This is a genomic window from Marinobacter metalliresistant (assembly GCF_038098645.1).
Classification (GTDB): domain Bacteria; phylum Pseudomonadota; class Gammaproteobacteria; order Pseudomonadales; family Oleiphilaceae; genus Marinobacter; species Marinobacter metalliresistant.
The window spans coordinates 1,895,780-1,917,578 of the sequence record NZ_CP101118.1 but is presented as its reverse complement, the minus strand read 5'-3'; the positions used below and the strand labels follow the sequence as shown (position 1 = coordinate 1,917,578).

Genomic DNA, 21,799 nt, shown 5'->3' with positions numbered 1-21,799 from the left:
TGTTTGGTGACTGGAGCAGGGTAGATGAAAACCGGAGCCGGGACTTTGATATAACTCAGAAGTGCCTGGGATCAGATGAAAATGGGGTCAGATGAACTTTCATCTGACCCCATTTTCATCTGACCCCGGTGGAATGCCCCTCAGCGGTGCAGGCCTTCCTCTACCGCCCACACGGCAACTTCCACCCGTGAGCGCAGGTTCAGTTTTTTCAGCAGGTGCTTCACATGGACCTTGACGGTACCATCACTGATGTCCAGCTTGCGACCGATCATCTTGTTGGACAGGCCTTCGGCGATCAGGCGGAGAATGTCCTTTTCCCGGGGGGTCAGGCTGTCGAAATCCGGGCGCGATGCCTGTTGGGGTTTGTTGGAGCGCAGGGCCTCGGCTAACAGCGTAGTCAGGCGGTCACTGATAACCATCTTGCCGACGGCCGCCTGGTGAAGCTGGGCGATCATGTCTTCAGGCTCCATGTCCTTGAGAAGGTAGCCGTCCGCGCCGGCCCGCAGTGCCGCCACCACGTCGTCTTCCTGGTCCGAGACGGTAAACATCACAATACGGGAACTGATGTTCTGCTCACGCAGTTTTTTCAGGGCTTCAATGCCGTCCATTTCCGGCATGTTCAGGTCCATCAGAATCAGGTCCGGCTCCAGTTCAGTGGCCAGTCGAATGCCGTCGGCGGCATTGCTGGCCTCTCCGGCAACGACCATGTCGTCTTCCATTTCGATGAGCTGTTTGATGCCCTGGCGAAGAAGGGGGTGGTCGTCGATCAGCAGAATACTAGCGGGTGATTCAGACATCGGGTTCTCTCTTGTAATCAGGCGTTTGAAGCTTCTGTGGGAATCAGGTTCCGGCTTTTGGGCACAAATAATAGCGTGACTTCCACGCCGCCTTCATCCCGGTTTTGTACCTTGACCTGGCCACCCAGGGTTCTGGCGCGGTCCTGCATGATGATCAGTCCATAGTGATTGACCGGCTGGTCGCCGCCGGGCAAGCCCTTGCCATTGTCCCGGATTTGTACCCGGACCTGGGGGGATTCGAACAGCACATCGACGCTGATGTCGGTGGCATCTGCGTGTTTGACCGCATTGGCCAGGCTTTCCCGGACAATCTGCAGGGTGTGGATTTCCTCGTTCGGTGACAGGGTCTGGGGTGGCAGGTTGTATTGCAACTCCACCGGCTTGCCCAGCCGCACCGAAAATTCCTCGACGGTCTTTCGCAGTGCCGTGGCCAGGTCCGGCGTGTCCAGCTTCAGTCGGAAGGTGGCCAGCAACTCCCGCAGCTGGCGGTAGGCGCTGTTCAGGCCGGTGCTGAGTTCATCCAGAATGGCTTCGTGAACCGATTGCTGCTCGCCGTCGATGTTGAGGCGCCTCAGCCGGGCAACCTGCATTTTCAGGTAGGAGAGTGACTGGGCCAGGGAATCGTGCAGTTCCCGGGCGATCACGGTGCGCTCCTCAGCCAGGGTCTGTTGCTGTTCCTCGGTAATCTGCCGCTCCAGGAAAATGGCGGTGGCCAGTTGGTCGCTGAGGGTTTCCAGAAGCCGGCGGGCGGTTTTCGAGAGGCCTTCGTCGGCGGGGTACCAGACTTCCAGGGTGCCAAGCAGCTGGCCGGGGGTGCGTATCGGCAGCAGCAGCCGGCGCCCGTCGTTGTTTTCCAGGGGAAGTTCGTCATACACCTCAGGCGTGACCAGGCAGGCGTTGCAATGGTGGTCGTTGCAATAGAAGGGCCGCTCCTGGCTGGCCGTGGTGACAGCCTCCACCGGCTCCGAGGATTCCCTGTCATGGAGGTACAGGCGGATGGGCCCGATGCCGAGAAGCTGTTCCAGCTCCTGTAGCATGGGGATGGAGCCATGGCATAAATCGTGGTTGGCAAACAGGTCCCGGCTTGCTGAGTGGAGCAACTGCAGTGCCGCGTGGCTTTTTTCCAGTTCCTCGGTTTTCAGGCGGGCTCTTTCTTCCAGTTCGTAGTAGGTCAGCGCCAGCTCGCTGGTCATCTGGTCAAATGCCTGCCCGAGCTGGGCGAGTTCATCGGAGCCCCTCATATTGGTCTTCCTGGAGAAATCCTGGTCGCCCACGGCGATGGCTACACTGACCAGTTTGCGAAGTGGCCGGAGAATGCGGTTCTTGAGATCGATAAACAGCGCGACAATAATCAGGACGGAAAAGGCCAGGCTGATGATCTGGATCAGATGCAACAGATCGATCCGGGCTTCGGTGCGCTGTTCCAGCATGCTCACCAGCCGATCCACATCGTCAACGTACTTTTCGGTTGCAGTCAGCATGACACCCGTTACCGGGGTGCCCTGGGGGTGATCGTTCAGCGCGGGCCGCAGCACCTCTTCCCACGAATCCAGAATAGCCTGGTACTGGCTGGCCAGAGGGTGGTCCCGGGCCCCCGGAATGGTCCTGGTGATACCTGTGTCGGCCAGTTTTTCCCGGTAACGGTCAAGCATCTGCCCCATTGAGCCCGGTCCGGATTCCGCCGTTACCGGGCCGGCGCTTCGGGCGAGCAACTGGAAAGCCCCCATGCGAAGGGCGCCGGCCAGGTTAATGGCAGTGGCATTGCCCTCAATGCTCTTGGACACGGCAAGTGTGGTGGCCATGCTCACCAGCGCGGTCAGCACCACGGCGCCGACGACAAGGGCAATTCGGTTAACAAGTGGGCTTCTGGATTTCATGAGATCTCGCGCATCGGTGCGTCTGGCACGCCGGGGCGGATTATGCCCGGGCTTTGTGGTCCCTCATACCTCCTTGAGGATAGTCAATTACCCCAATAGTTGGTAACCCATCATAATCTTTGACCCTCCAGGGATCAAAGGATGAAACTGAAAGTCAGGTTTGTTTCACAGAGTGACATTAATGGAGTCAGAGGCGGATCGAGCAGATGACCGGCTGGCGTCACTGGCCGTCGTGCTGCCCTTGGCGGTGGCAGGCTTTGTCATTGCTGCCGGAAGCTGGACCCTGTTTGCGGTAGCTGGCGTGCACCTGCGCTCAGAGCTGAACCTCGGCAATCTCCAGTTCGGCTTCTTGCTGGCAATGCCTATGGCGGTCAGTGCCGCGTTGGCCATTCCTGCCGGGCTGGCAGCGCAGAAATTCGGCGCCCGCCGGATCATGTTGATCTGCCTGTCCGGGCTGGCCGCCTGCATGGCGATACTTCTGATCACCGATACCTTCCCGGGTTACCTCATCGCCGCTGGTGGGCTTGGGCTGGCCGGGGGCTATTACAGTGCCGGGTTGCAGTTCGTGACGCGCCATTGCGAGTCCTCGCGCCTCGGCCTGGTGCTGGGTGTGTTCGGCGCAGGCGTTATCGGTGCCGGCTTCAATTACTATCTGGTGCCGCTGGTCCATGAGGCTTTTTCCTGGCACGCGGTTCCACTGGCTTATCTTGTCGTGCTTGTCCTGGTTCTTGCGCTGCTGATCATGCTGACCGATCCGGAAGATGCGGCGGCGGACTCCGCCGCTGAAACATCTGTCAGGGTATTGTTGCAAAGAATGAGGCGAAAGCGGGCCGGACAACTGTGTGGCTACTTTGGCATTGTGGCTGGCAGCTTCTTTGCGCTGGCTCTCTGGTTGCCGGACTACCTGTCTGGCCAGTTTGAGCTGCCGGTGGACTCTGGCGCACGGCTGGCACAGTGGTTCGTTATTCCGGGTGCCCTGGCCCAGATTGCCGGGGGCGGGTTATCAGACCGGTTCGGCAGCGCCAGGGTTGTCAGCCGGGCGCTGGTGGTCTGTCTCATCGCATTGTTTGTGCTGTCGTACCCACCCATGACGCTGTTTATCCAGGGCGTCGACGCCACAATCCTGGTGAAATTCGCTCTGCCCATGCGGGTCGAGGGCGTGTTTGTGGTAACCCTGGGGCTGGCCATGGGTTGCACCATGGGCAGCCTGCAGAGGCTGGTTATTGTTGAAAATCGCACGGTGGCGGCATTTGTTGCCGGTTTGTTGCTGGTGAGCGCCTACTCCGTGGCCTTTGGCCTGCTGGTGATATTCAGTGGTGTTAACCACTGGCTGGGCATTCGCAGCGCCGTTTTCATGATTCTCTTCCTCCTGCTTGCCGGCTGCCTGTTCCTGTTTGCCCGTGAGAGCCGCCGGCACGAGCGTGAGAGCTTTCTCCACCGGGGGATATAAACCACCTACCACCAGGGTGGTAGAGGCGGGTTATGTGGTAGTAACCACGCAGATTTTGCGGTTTTTCTCACACACAATGGTCTCAAATCGGAGCTGAATCAGAGCAGCGATCCGGCAGACGGGCAGATGGAGAGAGAGACCATGAGTCATTTGATCGACAAACTGAACTACTTCAGGAAGAAGCGCGAGCCGTTCGCGAACGGCCACGGCGAAACCCACGACGTCAGCCGCGAGTGGGAAGACAGCTACCGCCAGCGCTGGCAGCATGACAAGATCGTGCGTTCCACCCACGGCGTTAACTGTACCGGCTCCTGCAGCTGGAAAATCTACGTCAAGAATGGCCTGGTCACCTGGGAGACCCAGCAGACCGACTACCCCCGCACCCGCCCGGATCTGCCCAATCACGAGCCCCGCGGCTGCCCCCGGGGCGCCAGCTACTCCTGGTACATGTACAGCGCCAACCGCCTGAAGTACCCGTTAATGCGCAAGCACCTGATGAAGCTCTGGCGTGCGGCGAAAATGCAACATAACGACCCTGTCGAAGCCTGGGCTTCCATTGTCGAAGACTCGAAAAAAACCGCTGAGTACAAGCCCCGCCGAGGCATGGGCGGCTTTGTGCGTTCGAGCTGGGATGAGGTCAACGAGCTGATTGGCGCCTCCAACGTCTACACCGCCAAAAAGCATGGCCCGGACCGCATCATCGGTTTCTCTCCGATTCCGGCCATGTCCATGGTGTCCTACGCCGCTGGCAGCCGCTACCTGTCCATGATTGGCGGCGTCTGCATGAGCTTCTATGACTGGTACTGCGACCTGCCGCCGGCCTCGCCGCAAACCTGGGGTGAGCAGACCGACGTGCCGGAATCCGCCGACTGGTACAACTCCGGCTACATCATCGCCTGGGGCTCCAACGTGCCCCAGACCCGGACGCCGGATGCCCACTTCTTCACCGAGGTGCGTTACAAGGGCACCAAGACCGTGGCCATCACCCCGGACTACGCCGAGGTCTCCAAGCTGTCCGACGAGTGGATGAACCCCAAGCAGGGCACCGACGCCGCGCTCGGTATGGCCATGGGCCACGTGATCCTGAAGGAATTTCACGTCGACAAGCCAAGCGAATACTTCACCGACTACGTGCGCCGCTACACCGACATGCCTTACCTGGTCATGCTGGACGAGAAGGACGATGGCAGCTTCGTGCCGGGCCGGTTTCTGCGCGCCAGCGATCTGGTGGATGGCCTGGGTGAAGCGAACAACCCCGAGTGGAAAACCATCGCCATTGATGAGGCGTCCGGTGAGCTGACCGCGCCGAATGGCTCGATCGGCTACCGCTGGGGTGAGAAGGGCAAATGGAACCTCAAGCAGACCGCCAACAGCGCCGACGTAAACCTGCAGCTGTCCATGGTGGAGAAACACGACGACGTCGTCGATGTGGCCTTCCCCTACTTCGGCGGCATCGAGCATGACCATTTCCAGCATGTTGAAATCAAGGACATCCTCAAGCACAAGCTGGGTACCCGCAAGGTGCAGCTGGCTGATGGAACCGAGGGTCGCGTGGTCACCGTCTACGACCTGATGGTGGCCAACTACGGCATCAGCCGTGGCCTGGGCGAGGATGACGGCGCCACCTCCTATGACGAAGTGAAGCCCTACACCCCGGCCTGGCAGGAAAAGATCACCGGCGTGCCTGCCGAAAAAGTGATTCGCATTGCCCGTGAGTTCGCCGACAACGCCGACAAGACCAAGGGCCGTTCCATGGTCATCGTCGGTGCCGGTATGAACCACTGGTACCACATGGACATGAACTACCGTGGCCTGATCAACATGCTGATCATGTGTGGCTGTATCGGCCAGAGCGGTGGCGGCTGGGCGCACTATGTTGGCCAGGAGAAACTGCGGCCGCAGACCGGCTGGCAGCCGCTGGCCTTTGGTCTGGACTGGCAGCGCCCGCCCCGGCACATGAACTCCACTTCCTTCTTCTACGCCCACTCCGGTCAGTGGCGTTACGAGAAGCTGGGTGTTGACGAAATCCTGTCGCCGCTGGCCGACAAGTCCAGATTCGGTGGCAGCCTGATCGACTACAACGTGCGCGCCGAGCGCATGGGCTGGCTGCCGTCTGCACCGCAGCTGAACCGCAACCCGCTGGGCATTGCCGCCGAAGCGGAAAAAGCCGGCATGGAAGTGTCGGATTACGTGGCCCAGTCCATGAAGGATGGCTCCCTGGCCTTTGCCAGTGAGGATCCGGAAGCACCCCAGAACCACCCGCGCAACATGTTCATCTGGCGCTCCAACCTGCTGGGCTCCTCCGGCAAGGGCCACGAGTACATGCTGAAGTACCTGCTGGGCACCAAGAGTGGCCTGCAGGGCAAGGATCTCGGCCACGAAGGCGGCGCCAAGCCGAAAGAGGTCAAATGGCATGACGAGGCGCCCGAGGGCAAGCTCGACCTGCTGGTGACCCTGGATTTCAGGATGTCCACCACCTGTCTGTATTCCGACATCGTGCTGCCGACGGCCACCTGGTACGAGAAGAACGACCTGAATACCTCAGACATGCACCCGTTCATTCACCCGCTCACCGCAGCCACTGATCCGGCCTGGGAAGCTCGCAGTGACTGGGAAATCTACAAGGGCATTGCCAAGGCCTTCTCCAAAGCGACCGAAGGTCATCTGGGCGTCGAGAAAGACGTGGTTACCCTGCCGCTGCTGCACGACGCGCCTGCGGAACTGGGCCAGCCCTTTGACGTGAAGGACTGGAAGCGGGGTGAGTGCGATCTGATCCCGGGCAAGACTGCACCCAACTTCATCACCGTTGAGCGGGATTACCCGAACACCTACGCACGCTTTACCTCCCTTGGGCCGTTGATGGACAAGCTGGGTAACGGTGGCAAGGGCATCAACTGGAACACCGAGAAAGAAGTGAAGTTCCTGGGTGACCTGAACTACAAGCATGTGGAAGGTGCCAACGCTGGCCGTCCGAAGATCGAAAGCGCCATTGATGCCGCGGAAGTGATCCTGACCCTGGCGCCGGAAACCAACGGCCAGGTGGCGGTGAAAGCCTGGGCTGCGCTGTCTGAGATGACCGGCCTGGACCACACCCATCTGGCGAAGAACAAGGAAGAGGAAAAAATCCGCTTCCGGGACATCGTGGCGCAGCCGCGCAAGATCATCTCCAGCCCCACCTGGTCTGGCCTGGAAGATGAACACGTGTCCTACAACGCCGGCTACACCAACGTCCACGAGCTGATCCCCTGGCGCACCCTGACCGGTCGCCAGCAGTTCTACCAGGACCACGAGTGGATGCGGGCCTTCGGCGAGAGCCTGTTGGTCTACCGTCCGCCCATTAACACCAAGACGGTCAGCAGTATGTTGAACCAGCGCAGTAACGGCAACGCCGAGAAAGCGCTGAACTGGATCACGCCGCACCAGAAGTGGGGTATCCACAGCACCTACAGCGACAACCTGCTGATGCTGACCCTCTCCCGCGGTGGCCCGATCGTGTGGCTGAGCGAGGACGATGCGAAGGAACTGAACATCGAGGATAACGACTGGATCGAGCTGTTCAACGCCAACGGCGCCATTGCGGCCCGGGCTGTGGTCAGCCAGCGGGTGATGCCGGGCATGGTGATGATGTATCACGCCCAGGAGCGGATTGTGAACATTCCGGGCTCGGAGATCACCGGTACCCGGGGCGGCATCCACAACTCGGTCACCCGGGTGTGTCCGAAGCCGACCCATATGATCGGCGGTTACGCCCAGTACTCCTACGGCTTCAACTACTACGGCACCGTAGGCTCGAACCGCGACGAATTCGTGGTGGTGCGCAAGATGCACAACGTCGACTGGCTCGACGGTGAAGGCAATGACACTGTTCAGGAGGCTGTAAAATGAAAATCCGTTCCCAAGTCGGCATGGTGCTGAACCTGGACAAGTGCATTGGTTGCCACACCTGTTCAGTCACCTGCAAAAACGTATGGACCAGCCGGGAAGGCATGGAGTACGCCTGGTTTAACAACGTCGAAACCAAGCCCGGTATCGGCTACCCGAAAGAGTGGGAGAACCAGGACAAGTGGAAAGGCGGCTGGATGCGCGACAGCTCCGGCAAGATCCGCCCGAAGATCGGTGGCCGCTTCCGGGTGCTGGCAAACATCTTCGCCAATCCGGACCTGCCGGAAATTGACGACTACTACGAGCCGTTCGATTTCGATTACCAGCACCTGCACACCGCGGGCGACAGCAAACACCAGCCGATAGCCCGGCCCCGATCGCTGATCTCCGGTCAGCGCATGCAGAAAATCGAGTGGGGCCCGAACTGGGAAGAAATCCTGGGTACCGAGTTCGCCAAGCGCCGCAAGGACAAGAACTTTGACCAGGTCCAGGCAGACATCTACGGCCAGTTCGAAAACACCTTCATGATGTACCTGCCGCGCCTGTGCGAGCACTGCCTGAACCCGGCCTGTGTTGCCAGCTGCCCAAGTGGTGCCATCTACAAGCGGGAAGAGGACGGCATCGTCCTGATCGACCAGGACAAGTGCCGCGGCTGGCGGATGTGTGTCTCCGGTTGCCCGTACAAGAAGATCTACTTCAACTGGAAAACCGGCAAGTCCGAGAAGTGCATCTTCTGCTACCCGCGTATCGAAGCCGGTATGCCGACCGTGTGTTCCGAGACCTGCGTAGGCCGTATCCGTTACCTGGGCGTGCTGCTGTACGATGCCGACCGCATTGAGGAAGTGGCCAGCGCCCCGGGCGAGCACGAGCTGTACGAAAAGCAGCTGGAAATCTTCCTGGACCCGTTCGATCCGGAAGTGATCAAGCAGGCGAAGAAAGACGGCATTCCCATGAACGTGATCGAAGCGGCCCAGCAGAGCCCGGTCTACAAGATGGCGGTGGACTGGAAGCTGGCCCTGCCGCTGCACCCGGAATACCGCACCCTGCCCATGGTCTGGTACGTGCCGCCCCTGAGCCCGATCCAGTCAGCCGCGGAAGCCGGCAAGGTCGAGTTTGACGGCGTATTACCGAAGATCGAAAGCCTGCGGATTCCGGTTAAGTACCTGGCTAACCTGCTCACCGCCGGTGACGAGAAGCCGATCGTCCGGGCCCTCAAGCGGATCATGGCCATGCGCCTGTACAAGCGGGCAGAAACCGTGGACGGCAAGGAAGACCTGCGCGCCCTGGAGGAAGCGGGACTGACCAAGGCCCAGGCCGATGAAATGTACCGCTACCTGGCGATTGCCAACTACGAGGACCGCTTCGTGATCCCCACCAGCCACCGCGAGCTGGCCAAAGAGGCCTTCCCGGATGCCACCGCCTACGGCGAGCGCAATGGCTGCGGCTTCAGCTTCGGCGACGGCTGCAACGGTGACAGCGAATTCAACATGTTCGGTGGCCGCAAGCAGACCACCAGCATGGTCCAGAAGCTGACAACCGTGAAACAGATCGATCCGAAGCAGCTGCAGGAATAAGGAGGCCGAGATGCAACTTTTAAAAGTAATGGCACGGGTTCTTGAGTACCCCACCGAAGAGCTCCAGGCCTCCAGAGACGCCCTGGTGGCCGCTGTCCTTGAGGACAGCCGGCTGCCCCGGCAGAACAAGGAGCAACTGCTCCGTTGCGTGGAAATGCTGTGCGACGGCGACCTGCTGGATCTGCAGGAGGCCTACGTGGGCACCTTCGACAAGGGGCGGGCAACGTCCCTGCTGCTGTTCGAACACGTGCACGGCGAATCCCGCGACCGTGGCCAGGCCATGGTGGACCTGATGGAGCAATACCGCACCAATGGTCTGGAGATCGACGCCAGGGAACTGCCGGACTACCTGCCGTTGTTCCTGGAGTACCTCTCCACCCGCCCTTGGGATGAAATCCGCAACTGGCTGGAGGACATCCACCACATCCTGGGCTTGCTGGGTGAGCGCCTGTATCAACGTGAGAGCTTCTATCACGTGGTGATGGATTCCCTGCTGATGCTGTCTGGCCGCAAGGCCAACCGCCAGGAGCTGGCCCGGATCGTGGCCTCGGAAGAGCGTGACGACACCCCGGAAGCCCTGGATAAAGTCTGGGAAGAGGAAATGGTGAAGTTCGTCGATGACCAGGGCGGTTCCTGCAGCACTGGCGGCGTTGTAGGCCAGCGCCGCCGCGAACTGGAACAGACCCAGACCATTCACCTGAGTGATCAGCTGATGACGGATGCCATACCCCGTCAGGCAGGGCGCGCCTGAGGGCGCAGGAGGAAACGAAAATGATGTCCTATCTGAATACACTGATTTTCGGGATTTACCCGTACATCGCCCTGGCTGTGCTTGTTATCGGTACCTGGGCGCGTTATGACCAGGGCCAGTTTACTTGGAGAGCCCAGTCCAGCCAGATGCTGCGCAAGAAAAATATGGTAATCGCCAGCGTGCTGTTCCATGTTGGCGTACTGGTGATCTTCTTCGGCCACCTTGTGGGCCTGCTCACCCCGCACTGGGCCTACGAGTGGATCATCACCCCGGGCCAGAAGCAGGTTATGGCCATTGTGGTCGGCGGCATCGCTGGCGTCATGGCCATCATCGGTGGTGGCATGCTGGCCTGGCGCCGGCTGACCGACCCCCGTGTGAAGGCCAGCAGCTCATTCGCGGACAACATGATCATCGTAATCCTGGTCATCCAGCTGGCGCTCGGCCTGCTGACCATCCTGCCCACCCTGGGCCACCTGGATGGCAGCACCATGCTCAAGTTCTCCGCCTGGGCCCAGGGCATCTTCACGCTGCAGGGCGGCGTGGCGGACTACATTGCCGACGTGCACTGGATCTACAAGACCCACATCTTCCTGGGCCTGACCATCTTCGTGCTGTTCCCGTTCACCCGCCTGGTGCACATGCTGAGCGTGCCGGTGGAGTATTTCGGACGCAAGTACCAGGTGGTGCGCAAGCGGGCCTGAAGTACTGAAAACGGGGTCAGATGAAGGCGTTCCAAACCTGGGGTCAGATGAACGCCTTCATCTGACCCCAACTTCACTAGCGGAACGCCTTCATCTGACCCCAACTTCACTGAGGTTAACACCATGCAACTGATCCCCGTCGGCGAAGCCGAAAAACCCAGAAACCAGTTCCCGCCGGTGACCGTGGGTGAAACCCTCATCGGCGAAGACGACATTGCCCGGGAAATGCAGCACCATCCGGCCGAAGACGTCGCCGAAGCCTGGCATGCAGCCGCCAGGAGCCTCGTCATCCGCGAACTCCTGCTGCAACAGGCCGGCCGGCTCAAGCTCGGCGACATCGCCGACGAGGAAGACCGCATCGCCCGCGTGCTGGAACTGGAACTCAACGTCCCGGACCCCACTGAACAGGACTGCGAACGCTTTTACGCCGCCAACCCGGCCCGCTTCTGCAGCCCGACCCTGATGGCCGTCAGCCACATCCTCCTCGCCGCCGCCCCGGACGATGTTCAGGAACGCATCCGCCAGGAAGAAGCCGGCCACCAACTGCTGTCATCACTCATCGACGGCCGTTCCCAGTTCGCCGATCTGGCCAAACAATACTCCGCCTGCGAATCCCGCCACCAGGGCGGCAGCCTCGGCCAGATCAGCAAAGGCCAGACGGTGGAAGAATTCGAACGCCCCGTCCTGTCCCTCCAGGAAGGCCTCAACCCCGAACTGATCGAAACCCGCTACGGCTGGCACATCGTCCGCGTCGACCAACGCATCGACGGCGAGCAACTGCCCTATGAGCACGTGAAGCCCCAGATCCGGCAGTACCTGAGCGAAAGCGTGACCAGAAGAGCGTTCCGCCAGTACCTGCAGGTTCTGGCTGCTGAAACTGGTGTAGAAGGTGTCGATCTGGAACTTCCAGACTCTCCCCTGATGCAGTAGAAGGCGCGCGCCCAAACGCCAAGCTGGCTAAAAATGAAAATCTTTGAGTTAGATCAATTACTCCCGAATAATCCCCCTATTACCCCCATGGGGGGAGCGATTTTTAACCAGTATCCCTCTACTATTAAAAATATAATTTTGGATGCATTAACATGCAGAGGGGATACATCAATGGCACTTTCACAAACTGCCGAAACCCGCCACACTAAACCCGTCCTGGTCGCCGTGAACAAACCCTTTGACGACGAGGGTGGCCTGAAGGTCTTACGCAGTCATCCAATGTTCTCGGAACTCAGTGGCAAGGATCTGCAGCAGCTGATCCAGCAGTCCCGAAGACTACGCCTGGGGCATCATCAGTTACTGTATCGCCAGGACATGCCGGCCCATCACTTTTTCTTCGTCATCTCCGGCCGCCTGCGCCTGTACCGCCTGGACTCCTCGGGGATCGACCGCACCCTCGACAGCATCGCCCCTGGCGACAGCATCGCCGAAGTCATGATCTACGCCGACCCGCCCCGGTACGCCTGTTACGCCGAAGCCCTTAAATCCAGCGAAGTGCTGATGATTCCCATACATGCCTACCAGGACCTGCTTGAGAGCAACCTCCAGTATGCCCGGGCAGCCCTCCGCCATTATGCCAAGCGGGCTGTCTCCCGGTTCCACGACCTGGAAATCATGACGGTCCAGAGCGCCCGTGACCGGCTGATCCGTTACCTGATTGATCTGTTGCCAAACGGCCCGGAAGAGGGCGGTGAGGTAGAGTTGCCATTGCCCAAATGCCTGGTTGCTTCCAGGCTGGCCATGCAGCCGGAGACCTTCTCCCGGATTCTGGCCGATCTGAAATCCAACGGACTGGTGCGGGTTAACCGCAGCCGACTGTTCATTTCAGATCCTCAGCGACTGATCGAAATCAGCCAGTAACCGACCCTGTTCAAGCCTCCCGGCTCTTTGAAAAGGAGGACAAGTGACTGCAAGAAAGCAACGCCCGCTGATTTACTCCTGCTCTGGCTGCTCCGATGTGGCGCAGCTGGCCAACAATGCGGCAGTGCGGCTCGACCACGCCGGCGAATTTGAAATGTCGTGTATTTCCGGAGTGGGCGGCAAGGTGCCCTCGCTGGTGAAAACCGCCAGATCCGGTCGCCCGATCACCGTGATCGACGGTTGCCCGCTGCACTGTGCCCGCGCCTGTCTCGAAAACATCGGCGTTGAACCTGATGAGCATATGCGGCTCTACGAGTTTGGCTTCAAAAAGCACTACGGCCAGAGTTACGGCGACGACGCCGTGGAAGAAGTGTGTGAAGAAGTTCGCAGGCTCGCCTCGTCCGACCAGCTAATTGCCCGCCAGGCGTAAATCGCCGTGGCTCGATACCAGCAAGGATTTTCCAAATGATCAGCAGTTACAGTGATCTGATTCAGGCGTCCCGCAACCAACAGGAGGCCCAGCGCCTGTTATTCGTGTTTTGCCGGGCCGAACTGCCCGACGATGCCTGTGCTGAAGAAAAGTCCGCGTTTGAACGCGGTGAGGGCGGTGCCCTGACACCGGTCATCTGTGTTGACAAGACGCCGGAGGAAGCGCCCGATTTTGGGGCCCTTGCCGAAGAGTCCAGGGCCACTGGCCAGGCCTGGGATGTGGTGTTCATCGCTGCCATGTCTGGCCGTGGCGGCATGGCGCCGTCTACCGACGAAGCACAGCAGCCGCTGACCATGATGGTGGAGTCGATTCGCCTGGGCCATATTGGGAATTACCTTCCCCTCGATCCACGGGGAAACGCTGTCAGCCTGGGCTGACAGCGTGTAACCGCCTATTCCATTGTTTGGCGTATCCAAAAAGAGGTATGTGATTTTCCTCTAATTTGTCTAGGCTTATGTAGTACAGACGTTCTGTGTCATGGAGCCTTCAGTGACCGTTTTTTCCCGCTTTGTTTTTCCTGTGTTCATGTCGATCATGGCTATGGCCCTGAATGCAGCGCCTGTGACTGAGTACGACCCCGTTGCCGGTCGCCAGGTCATCCAGAAGGCGTTTCCGACGGTCACTACCGTGGTCCCGCGGGAGGACAACCGTGCCATCCAGGAACTCTATGCCGGAGACGAGCTGAAAGGCTACGCTTACCAGAGTCTCGACTTCATCCAGACACCGGCCTATTCCGGCAAGCCGCTGAATATTGTGGTGGTCCTGGATACGGACGGGAAAATCGTGAGCTCACGTGTTATCGAGCATCATGAACCGATTCTGCTTGTCGGTATTCCCGAGAGCAAACTCCATGACTTTACCGACCAGTACGTGGGGCTGGCGGCGGACCAGAGGGTGACGGTCGGCGGTACAACTTCAGAGCATAAGGTGGCCGTGGACGGTTTGTCCGGTGCCACGGTAACCGTCATGGTGGTGAATGAGGTCATCATGAAATCGGCCCACCGTGTTGGCGCCGAACTGGGGCTTGTCCAGAGCCTGAGCGATGACCGCCCGCCAGCCGCGAGTGTTCAGACCGACAGCTTTCAGGAAAAAGGCTGGCAGGCACTCACCGACGAAGGTTCCGTGCGCCAGCTGAAGCTGACCCGTGGCCAGGCGGATGACGCCTTCAAGGGCACGGATGCGGAGGGGATCGACACAACACCGCCGAAACAGCGCGGCAAGCCCCTGATTGATCTGTACATCGCCTATCTGGATGTGCCAACCATCGGCCGTAACCTGTTGGGCGAGAGCCAGTTCCAGTGGCTGACTTCGGAGCTTAAGGAGGGCGAACATGCCATCGCCGTGATGGCCAATGGAGAATACTCGTTCAAGGGTTCCGGTTATGTTCGTGGCGGTATCTTCGACCGCATCCAGATCCGCCAGTTCGGTGATACTTTCAACTTCCGTGACCTGGATTTTTACCGGTTGAGCGACGTTTACGCTGAGGGCATGCCGGACTTCAAAGAGATGGCGATCTTCATTATCCGGCAGCAATATAAATTTGATCCGGGCTCTGAATGGACCCTGGAGCTTACCGTCAAACGCCAGACCGGTCCGCTGGACAGCGAGTTCCAGGTATTTCCGCTTACTTACCAGCTGCCGGATCAGTACTACACCCGCCCGGAACCGGTAATGACCGAAGAGGACATGCTGGCGGACCAGCCCATGTGGGTGCAGATGTGGCACCAGCGGGAGTTCCAGATTGTGGTGCTCGGTATTGGCATCGGTGTGCTGCTGTTCATTCTGTTTTTCCAGGACTGGCTGGTGCAGAAGCCGAGGATGCTGCGCTGGATCCGCCATGCCTTCCTGACCTACACCCTGTTCTTCATCGGCTGGTACGCCCTGGGGCAGCTCTCCATCGTGAATGTGCTGACCTTTGTGAACAGCCTGATCAGCGGCTTCAGTTGGGAAACCTTCCTGATCGATCCGATGCTGTTTGTACTCTGGGCGGTGGTGGCCGGCATCATCCTGCTCTGGGGTCGGGCGGTTTACTGTGGCTGGCTGTGCCCGTTCGGGGCCCTGCAGGAGTTACTGAACGAGATTGCCCGCAAGCTCAGGGTGCCCCAGTACAGCGTGCCCTTTGCCTGGCATGAACGGCTGTGGGCCATCAAATACATCATTCTGCTGGTGCTGTTCGGGGTGTCGCTGGACTCCATGGCCACCGCCGAGCGCCTGGCCGAGGTGGAACCCTTCAAAACTGCGATCACCCTCAAGTTCGACCGCAGTTGGCCCTTTGTCACCTACGCCGTCCTGTTGCTGGTGGTCAATCTGTTCACCCGCAAGGCCTTTTGCCGGTATCTGTGCCCCCTGGGCGCGGCGCTGGCATTGCCCACCAAGCTGCGGGTGTTTGACTGGCTAAAGCGGCGCAAGGAATGCGGCAACCCCTGCCGGCTGTGTGATCACGAGTGTGAAGTTCAGGCCATTCACCCGGACGGGCACATTAACTACATGGAATGTCACTACTGCCTGGATTGCCAGATGACCTATTTCGATGACCACAAGTGCCCGCCGCTGATCGTCAAGCGTCGCGGCAAACGCCGGGGTCATAACGCGCCCGGCCATCCGGAGGAAATCCCGGTGGTTCAGGTGACCTGAGCAGTCGAAAAAAAAGAAAGCATGAGAAGTAAAAACCGCCATTATCAATAACGGAGTTGGATGTTATGAAAAAGAAAGATGATCTGACCAAGGCTACACCGGAGCTACCGGAAAGCGGCCAGAGCCGTCGCCGGTTTATGGGCGCAGCGGCACTGGCCGGCGTGGCCGGGGCAACCGGTCTTGGTACTGCAGTGATGAGCCGGGAATCGTTCGCGGCCGCCGCCGAAGAAGCGCGCAATAATTTCATTGTGCACCCGGGCGAACTGGATGAATACTACGGCTTCTGGAGTGGTGGCCACTCCGGTGAGGTGCGCGTACTGGGCGTTCCCTCCATGCGGGAACTCATGCGCATCCCTGTCTTCAACGTGGATTCTGCGACAGGCTGGGGCATCAGCAACGAGAGCAAGGACGTACTGGGCCATGACAATACCCACCTGAACGGTGACGCCCACCACCCGCATATTTCCATGACCGATGGCCGTTACGATGGCAAGTATCTGTTCATCAATGACAAGGCCAATACCCGGGTGGCCCGGATCCGCCTGGACATCATGAAGTGTGACAAGATCACCACCATTCCCAACGTCCAGGCCATTCATGGTCTGCGGTTGCAGAAGGTGCCCAAAACCAGGTACGTGTTCTGCAACGCGGAGTACGTGATCCCGCACCCGAACGACGGCAGCGATACCAGCCTTGAAAACAGCTTTACCATGTTCAATGCGGTGGACGCGGAGACCATGGAAGTGGCCTTCCAGGTGATTGTGGACGGCAACCTGGACAACACCGATGCGGACTACACCGGCAAATACGCCTGCGCTACCTGTTACAACTCCGAGAAAGCCCTGGATCTTGCCGGCACCATGCGTAATGACCGCGACTGGGCAGTAGTATTCAATATTGAGCGTATTGAAAAAGCCGTCAAAAATGGCGACTTCAAGACGCTGGGTGATTCTAAAGTGCCGGTGGTGGATGGTCGCCATGGCTCCGAGCTGACCCGTTACATCCCGGTTCCCAAGAACCCGCATGGCCTGAATACCTCCCCGGACGGCAAGTACTTTATTGCCAATGGCAAGCTGTCGCCAACGGTCACCATTATTTCGATCGAAAAGCTGGATGATCTGTTCGACGGAGCGATTGAGCCCCGTGATACCGTGGTGGGTGAGCCAGAGCTGGGTCTTGGGCCTCTGCACACCACCTACGACGGCCGGGGTAACGCCTACACCACGCTGTTTATCGACAGCCAGGTGTGCAAGTGGAATATTGCCGATGCGATCAAGCATTACAACGGCGAGGATGTGAACTACATCCGTCAGAAGCTGGATGTTCAATATCAGCCGGGCCATAACCACGCCTCACTGACCGAGTCCCGGGATGCGGATGGCAAGTGGCTGGTGGTGTTGTCGAAGTTCTCGAAGGACCGCTTCCTGCCGGTAGGGCCGCTGCACCCTGAAAATGACCAGCTGATTGATATTTCCGGTGAGGAAATGAAGCTGGTGCACGATGGCCCGACTTTTGCTGAGCCCCATGACTGCATCCTGGTGCGCCGTGACCAGATCAAGACGAAGAAGATCTATACCCGTGATGATCCGTTCTTCGCCTCGGCCCGTGAACAGGCAAAGAAGGATGGCATTACCCTGGAAGCCGACAACAAGGTTGTCCGTGACGGCAATAAAGTGCGTGTTTACATGACCTCTATTGCGCCGCAGTACGGGATGACGGAGTTCAAGGTGAAGCAGGGCGATGAGGTGACGGTGTACGTGACCAACCTGGACACCATTGAGGATGTGACGCACGGTTTCTGTATGGTGAACCATGGTGTGAGCATGGAGATCAGTCCGCAGCAGACGTCTTCGGTGACCTTTGTGGCGGATCGGCCGGGGGTTCACTGGTACTATTGCAACTGGTTCTGTCATGCGCTGCATATGGAGATGCGGGGTCGCATGCTTGTTGAGAAGGCCTGATCTTCTCTCCGCCGGGACTCCTTTATGGGGTTCCGGCTTTCCCTTCCACTTGGGAGAAGCAATCCAAGAGGAGGCTGCTTTCCAAAACACGCTCCTTCGGCACGTCCCTGTGACGCTTGGGCTCCGCCATCCATGGCTCCGCACAGTTTTGGAAAGCAGCCTCCTCTCGGATTGCCAGAGTTCTGGCAAGGCCCAAAGAAATTTCATCTCTCAGAGAGACATTGATGTACCAAATTTTGCGTTATGGAGTGGCCCTGACAGTCGCTCTTTTATCGCTGACCGCGAGCGCGGGCCTGCAAGAACAGCTTGATGCCCTGGAACCGGGCGCAACCTTTGAGCTTCCTCCTGAGCATGTTTCCTCTCTGGCTATTCGGGTGCCCGGGGTGACGGTGTCTTGCCATTCCGACACGGTGATTGACGGGGGCGGGCAGGGCAATGCTGTGGATATTGTCGCCGGGGAGGTGACGTTGTCCGGTTGTTCGGTGCGCAACTGGGGCCGGGATCTGAACGAGCTGGATGCGGGGATTTTTGTGGCTCGGGAGGCCCGGGGGGCGGTGGTTGAGAATAACCGTCTGCAGGGGCCGGCGTTTGGGGTGTGGCTGGATGCCACGCCGGATGTGACGGTTCGCAACAATACAATTCGTGGCGATGCCAGCATGCGTCCGAATGACCGGGGCAACGGGGTTCACTTGTTCAATACCACCGGGGCGCTGATTGAGGGGAACGACATCCGTCAGACCCGGGATGCGATCTATATTGAGACGGCGAATAACAATACGATCCGGGGCAATGAGATGTCGGATCTGCGTTATGGCATTCACTACATGTATTCGATGAATAACCTGCTGGAGAACAATGTCACCCGTGGCACGCGGACCGGTTACGCGCTGATGCAGAGCAAACGGCTGAGGGTGATCAATAACCGGTCGGTGAATGATGAGAACTACGGGATTCTGATGAACTTCATTACCCAGTCGGAGCTGCGGGGCAATGTGGTGACCGGGGTTTCCGAGGGCCGGACCGGTGGTGTGGTGATTGATGGCGCCGAGGGCAAGGCGGTGTTTATCTATAACTCCTTGTACAACACCTTTGCGGGCAATCTGTTTGCGAACAGCAACATCGGGATTCATCTGACCGCCGGTTCCGAGGATAACGAGGTGTTCGGGAATGCTTTTGTGAATAACCAGCGGCAGGTGAAGTATGTGGCCACTCGCACTCAGGAGTGGTCGAGGGACGGTAAGGGCAATTACTGGAGTGACTACCTGGGCTGGGATCGCAATCAGGATGGGATCGGGGATGTGGCCTATGAGCCCAATGACAATGTCGACCGGCTGCTGTGGAAGTATCCGGAGGCAAAGATCCTGATGTTCAGCCCGGCGGTGGATACCCTGCGCTGGGTGCAGGATGCCTTCCCGGTGGTGAAAGATGCCGGGGTTGCCGACTCTTTTCCGCTGATGCGACCTCCTGCCGATCTGAAACCGGAGATCCGATGAGCTGTTTTCGTCTTGAGAATGTGAGTTACCGGTACGACAAGAGTCCGGTGCTGAAGGGCATAGACCTGACACTGGAGCCGGGTGAAATCCTGGGGCTGTTTGGCCATAACGGGGCCGGTAAGACCACGTCCATCAAGCTCATTCTTGGGCTGATGCAGCCAACTCAGGGCAGGTTGTCGGTGCTCGGCGGTCACGCCGGTGATCCTCAGGTCACCCAGCACATCGGTTACCTGCCAGAGAATGTGATGTTCTACCCGCAGTTGACCGGTCGGGAGATTCTGAGCCATTTCGCGCGGCTGAAGGGAGCCTCACAGCGGCAGGTGCCTGAGCTGCTCAAACAGGTGGGTCTCGGCGATGCCATGGATGCCCGGACCAAGACCTACTCCAAGGGCATGCGCCAGCGTTTAGGGTTGGCCCAGGCGTTGTTGGGCAAGCCGAAGCTGCTGATGCTGGACGAGCCTACCGTGGGTCTGGATCCGGTGGCCACGGCAGACCTGTACCGGCTGCTCCGGGTGCTGCGGGATGAGGGTACGGGTATTGTGCTGTGTTCCCATGTTCTGCCCGGGGTCGAGCCTTACATCGACCGCGCTGCCATTCTCACGGAAGGTTCCTTGCAAGCGGCCGGAAATCTGGCGGCGCTGAGGCGGCAGGCAAATATGCCTGTGACCCTGTCGCTGGATCCCGCCAACAGTATTTCTGCGCTGGAGCAGGTCATCGACAGCGCTTCCAGCAACAGTGGCCTGATGATCAAGACCGATAACGGACGCCTGCAGGTGGATGTTCAACCGAGGGAGAAGATGGCCTTGCTGAAAGCGGTCATGGCCTCGGGAGAGGTGGCGGATATCAGCATCCATCAACCCAGCCTGGAAGATATTTACGTGCATTTCATCGGCTCTGGTGGCCTGGCCCACCGTGGAGGCAACCAATGAACAGCGTCTGGACCATTGCCCGTAAGGAACTCAGCGACAGCCTGCGAAACCGCTGGCTGATGGCCATTTCCCTGGTCTTTGCCACCCTGGCCCTGGGCATCGCCTGGTTCGGCGCCGCCGCTTCCGGCCACGTGGGCTATGCCTCCACGCCAGCCACCATTGCCAGTCTTGCCAGCCTCGGGATCTTCCTGATTCCCCTGATTGCTCTGCTACTGGCTTACGACGCCATCGTTGGGGAAGAAGAGGGCGGCACCCTGCTGTTACTGATGACCTACCCCCTCAGCCGCAGCCAGCTGTTGCTGGGCAAGTTCCTGGGCCACGGCCTGACCCTGGCCCTGGCCACCCTGATCGGCTTTGGCGTTGCCGGTGTGGCTATCGCCCTGCTGGTGGAGGACGTGGCCATTGCCAGTCTGGCCATCGCAATGGCCCGTTTTATCGCCTCCACCGTCCTGCTGGGCTGGGGCTTCATTGCACTTGCCTACGTGATCAGCGTCCGGGTCAGTGAAAAGTCCATCGCCGCTGGCCTGGCCCTGGCCATCTGGTTCTTCTTCGTGCTGATTTTCGATCTGATGTTGCTCGGCACCCTGGTGGCGAGCGAGGGCAAGTTCAGCGCCGAGCTGCTGCCCTGGCTGCTGATGCTGAACCCCACGGACATCTACCGTCTTCTCAACATTGTGGCCTTCGATGGCGCAGCGCAGCTCAGTGGTGTCCTCAGCCTGGGCGCCGACCTGCCCATCGGTGCTTCCGGCCTCTGGATCGGCCTGGTGCTGTGGTTTGCCATCCCGCTGGCGGGCGCCCTGTTGCTGTTCCGGAATCGTCGTATCTGAACGGAGGTGCCCCTGATGAACCGAATCAAACTGAACTGGCTTCTCGCCGCCCTGGCGGTTTTTACACTGGCTGCCTGCTCAGGCAGCGAAGAACAGACCACTGCCAAGCCTGCCCCGGTGCAGTTTGAAAGCGGCGACGAATGCCATGTCTGTGGCATGATCATCGAGGGCTTCCCCGGCCCCAAAGGCCAGGCTATCACCGAAAAAGACCAGCACGTCCGCAAGTTCTGCTCCACCAGGGACATGTTCGCCTGGATGCTACAGCCGGAAAACATCAACCGCGACCACACCCTCTACGTCCACGATATGGCCCAGACTGGCTGGCAAAGCCCGGACGACACCGCCCTGATCGACGCCAGGGCCGCATTCTACGTAGCCGGCTCCGATCGAACCGGTGCCATGGGCCCAACACTGGCCTCATTCGCTACCGAAAGCTCTGCCCATGAGTTCATGAGGGAATATGGCGGCCAGGTTCTGAAATACAGCGAAATCACCCTGGATCACCTTATAGATGGCGCTTCGACAGGGAAGATGAGTGACATGAAGGATATGTGAACCCGGGGTCAGATGAAAGCCTTCATC

The 21,799-nt window shown here is 59.2% G+C and carries 17 protein-coding genes; 15 read left to right on the top strand and 2 right to left on the bottom strand.

The genetic code is table 11. The features are described 5' to 3' along the window. Positions 1 to 140: 140 nt before the first annotated feature. Positions 141 to 797 (bottom strand): two-component system response regulator NarL, encoded by a 657-nt coding sequence (narL, locus tag NLK58_RS09025; protein WP_117618194.1) that lies wholly within the window; start codon positions 795 to 797, stop codon positions 141 to 143. Positions 798 to 814: 17 nt separating this feature from the next. Then, positions 815 to 2,674, bottom strand: a complete 1,860-nt coding sequence (locus tag NLK58_RS09020) for a histidine kinase (protein ID WP_341582563.1) — start codon at positions 2,672 to 2,674, stop codon at positions 815 to 817. Positions 2,675 to 2,855: 181 nt separating this feature from the next. Here NLK58_RS09020 and NLK58_RS09015 point away from each other — a divergent pair, with 181 nt between their 5' ends. From NLK58_RS09015 to NLK58_RS08945, 15 genes are all read left to right on the top strand, one after another. Continuing rightward, positions 2,856 to 4,124: a nitrate/nitrite transporter gene (locus NLK58_RS09015; protein WP_117618192.1), complete on the top strand. Its 1,269-nt coding sequence runs from the start codon at positions 2,856 to 2,858 to the stop codon at positions 4,122 to 4,124. 141 nt (positions 4,125 to 4,265) lie between these two features. Then, positions 4,266 to 8,009 carry a nitrate reductase subunit alpha gene (locus NLK58_RS09010; RefSeq protein WP_117618191.1) on the top strand — a complete coding sequence of 1,248 codons (3,744 nt, stop codon included), beginning with the start codon at positions 4,266 to 4,268 and terminating at the stop codon, positions 8,007 to 8,009. After that, positions 8,006 to 9,580 carry a nitrate reductase subunit beta gene (gene narH / locus NLK58_RS09005; RefSeq protein WP_117618190.1) on the top strand — a complete coding sequence of 525 codons (1,575 nt, stop codon included), beginning with the start codon at positions 8,006 to 8,008 and terminating at the stop codon, positions 9,578 to 9,580. The genes NLK58_RS09010 and narH overlap by 4 nt, the downstream gene beginning before the upstream one ends. 10 nt (positions 9,581 to 9,590) lie before the next feature. Further along, on the top strand, positions 9,591 to 10,331 hold the full coding sequence (gene narJ / locus NLK58_RS09000; protein ID WP_117618189.1) for a nitrate reductase molybdenum cofactor assembly chaperone: 741 nt from the start codon (positions 9,591 to 9,593) through the stop codon (positions 10,329 to 10,331). A gap of 23 nt (positions 10,332 to 10,354) precedes the next feature. Next, positions 10,355 to 11,032, top strand: coding sequence for a respiratory nitrate reductase subunit gamma (gene narI / locus NLK58_RS08995; RefSeq protein ID WP_341582787.1), 678 nt, complete (start codon positions 10,355 to 10,357; stop codon positions 11,030 to 11,032). A 123-nt stretch (positions 11,033 to 11,155) separates the two neighbouring features. Beyond that, entirely contained in the window at positions 11,156 to 11,962 is an 807-nt protein-coding gene (locus NLK58_RS08990; protein ID WP_117618188.1) for a peptidylprolyl isomerase, read from the top strand. A gap of 171 nt (positions 11,963 to 12,133) precedes the next feature. After that, positions 12,134 to 12,883: a Crp/Fnr family transcriptional regulator gene (locus NLK58_RS08985; RefSeq protein WP_117618187.1), complete on the top strand. Its 750-nt coding sequence runs from the start codon at positions 12,134 to 12,136 to the stop codon at positions 12,881 to 12,883. Between the two features lie 43 nt (positions 12,884 to 12,926). Next, complete coding sequence (locus NLK58_RS08980; protein ID WP_117618186.1) at positions 12,927 to 13,313, top strand: putative zinc-binding protein; 387 nt, start codon at positions 12,927 to 12,929, stop codon at positions 13,311 to 13,313. Positions 13,314 to 13,348: 35 nt separating this feature from the next. Then, positions 13,349 to 13,750 (top strand): ribonucleotide reductase subunit alpha, encoded by a 402-nt coding sequence (locus NLK58_RS08975; RefSeq protein ID WP_341582561.1) that lies wholly within the window; start codon positions 13,349 to 13,351, stop codon positions 13,748 to 13,750. A 148-nt stretch (positions 13,751 to 13,898) separates the two neighbouring features. Then, positions 13,899 to 16,007, top strand: a complete 2,109-nt coding sequence (gene nosR, locus NLK58_RS08970; protein ID WP_376788086.1) for a transcriptional regulator NosR — start codon at positions 13,899 to 13,901, stop codon at positions 16,005 to 16,007. Positions 16,008 to 16,072: 65 nt separating this feature from the next. Continuing rightward, positions 16,073 to 17,968, top strand: a complete 1,896-nt coding sequence (gene nosZ, locus NLK58_RS08965) for a TAT-dependent nitrous-oxide reductase (protein ID WP_341582560.1) — start codon at positions 16,073 to 16,075, stop codon at positions 17,966 to 17,968. A gap of 224 nt (positions 17,969 to 18,192) precedes the next feature. Next, positions 18,193 to 19,461 carry a nitrous oxide reductase family maturation protein NosD gene (locus tag NLK58_RS08960; RefSeq protein WP_341582559.1) on the top strand — a complete coding sequence of 423 codons (1,269 nt, stop codon included), beginning with the start codon at positions 18,193 to 18,195 and terminating at the stop codon, positions 19,459 to 19,461. Then, positions 19,458 to 20,390: an ABC transporter ATP-binding protein gene (locus NLK58_RS08955; protein ID WP_117618181.1), complete on the top strand. Its 933-nt coding sequence runs from the start codon at positions 19,458 to 19,460 to the stop codon at positions 20,388 to 20,390. The genes NLK58_RS08960 and NLK58_RS08955 overlap by 4 nt, the downstream gene beginning before the upstream one ends. Next, positions 20,387 to 21,217, top strand: coding sequence for an ABC transporter permease (locus tag NLK58_RS08950; protein WP_117618180.1), 831 nt, complete (start codon positions 20,387 to 20,389; stop codon positions 21,215 to 21,217). The genes NLK58_RS08955 and NLK58_RS08950 overlap by 4 nt, the downstream gene beginning before the upstream one ends. Positions 21,218 to 21,232: 15 nt before the next feature. After that, positions 21,233 to 21,772: a nitrous oxide reductase accessory protein NosL gene (locus NLK58_RS08945; RefSeq protein WP_117618179.1), complete on the top strand. Its 540-nt coding sequence runs from the start codon at positions 21,233 to 21,235 to the stop codon at positions 21,770 to 21,772. Positions 21,773 to 21,799 lie beyond the last annotated feature (27 nt).

Coding starts and splice junctions, on each gene's coding strand:
- narL (WP_117618194.1), bottom strand. CDS start 797: ATGTCTGAATCACCCGCTAGTATTCTGCTGATCGACGACCACCCCCTT.
- NLK58_RS09020 (WP_341582563.1), bottom strand. CDS start 2,674: ATGAAATCCAGAAGCCCACTTGTTAACCGAATTGCCCTTGTCGTCGGC.
- NLK58_RS09015 (WP_117618192.1), top strand. CDS start 2,856: ATGGAGTCAGAGGCGGATCGAGCAGATGACCGGCTGGCGTCACTGGCC.
- NLK58_RS09010 (WP_117618191.1), top strand. CDS start 4,266: ATGAGTCATTTGATCGACAAACTGAACTACTTCAGGAAGAAGCGCGAG.
- narH (WP_117618190.1), top strand. CDS start 8,006: ATGAAAATCCGTTCCCAAGTCGGCATGGTGCTGAACCTGGACAAGTGC.
- narJ (WP_117618189.1), top strand. CDS start 9,591: ATGCAACTTTTAAAAGTAATGGCACGGGTTCTTGAGTACCCCACCGAA.
- narI (WP_341582787.1), top strand. CDS start 10,355: ATGTCCTATCTGAATACACTGATTTTCGGGATTTACCCGTACATCGCC.
- NLK58_RS08990 (WP_117618188.1), top strand. CDS start 11,156: ATGCAACTGATCCCCGTCGGCGAAGCCGAAAAACCCAGAAACCAGTTC.
- NLK58_RS08985 (WP_117618187.1), top strand. CDS start 12,134: ATGGCACTTTCACAAACTGCCGAAACCCGCCACACTAAACCCGTCCTG.
- NLK58_RS08975 (WP_341582561.1), top strand. CDS start 13,349: ATGATCAGCAGTTACAGTGATCTGATTCAGGCGTCCCGCAACCAACAG.
- nosR (WP_376788086.1), top strand. CDS start 13,899: ATGTCGATCATGGCTATGGCCCTGAATGCAGCGCCTGTGACTGAGTAC.
- nosZ (WP_341582560.1), top strand. CDS start 16,073: ATGAAAAAGAAAGATGATCTGACCAAGGCTACACCGGAGCTACCGGAA.
- NLK58_RS08960 (WP_341582559.1), top strand. CDS start 18,193: ATGTACCAAATTTTGCGTTATGGAGTGGCCCTGACAGTCGCTCTTTTA.
- NLK58_RS08955 (WP_117618181.1), top strand. CDS start 19,458: ATGAGCTGTTTTCGTCTTGAGAATGTGAGTTACCGGTACGACAAGAGT.
- NLK58_RS08950 (WP_117618180.1), top strand. CDS start 20,387: ATGAACAGCGTCTGGACCATTGCCCGTAAGGAACTCAGCGACAGCCTG.
- NLK58_RS08945 (WP_117618179.1), top strand. CDS start 21,233: ATGAACCGAATCAAACTGAACTGGCTTCTCGCCGCCCTGGCGGTTTTT.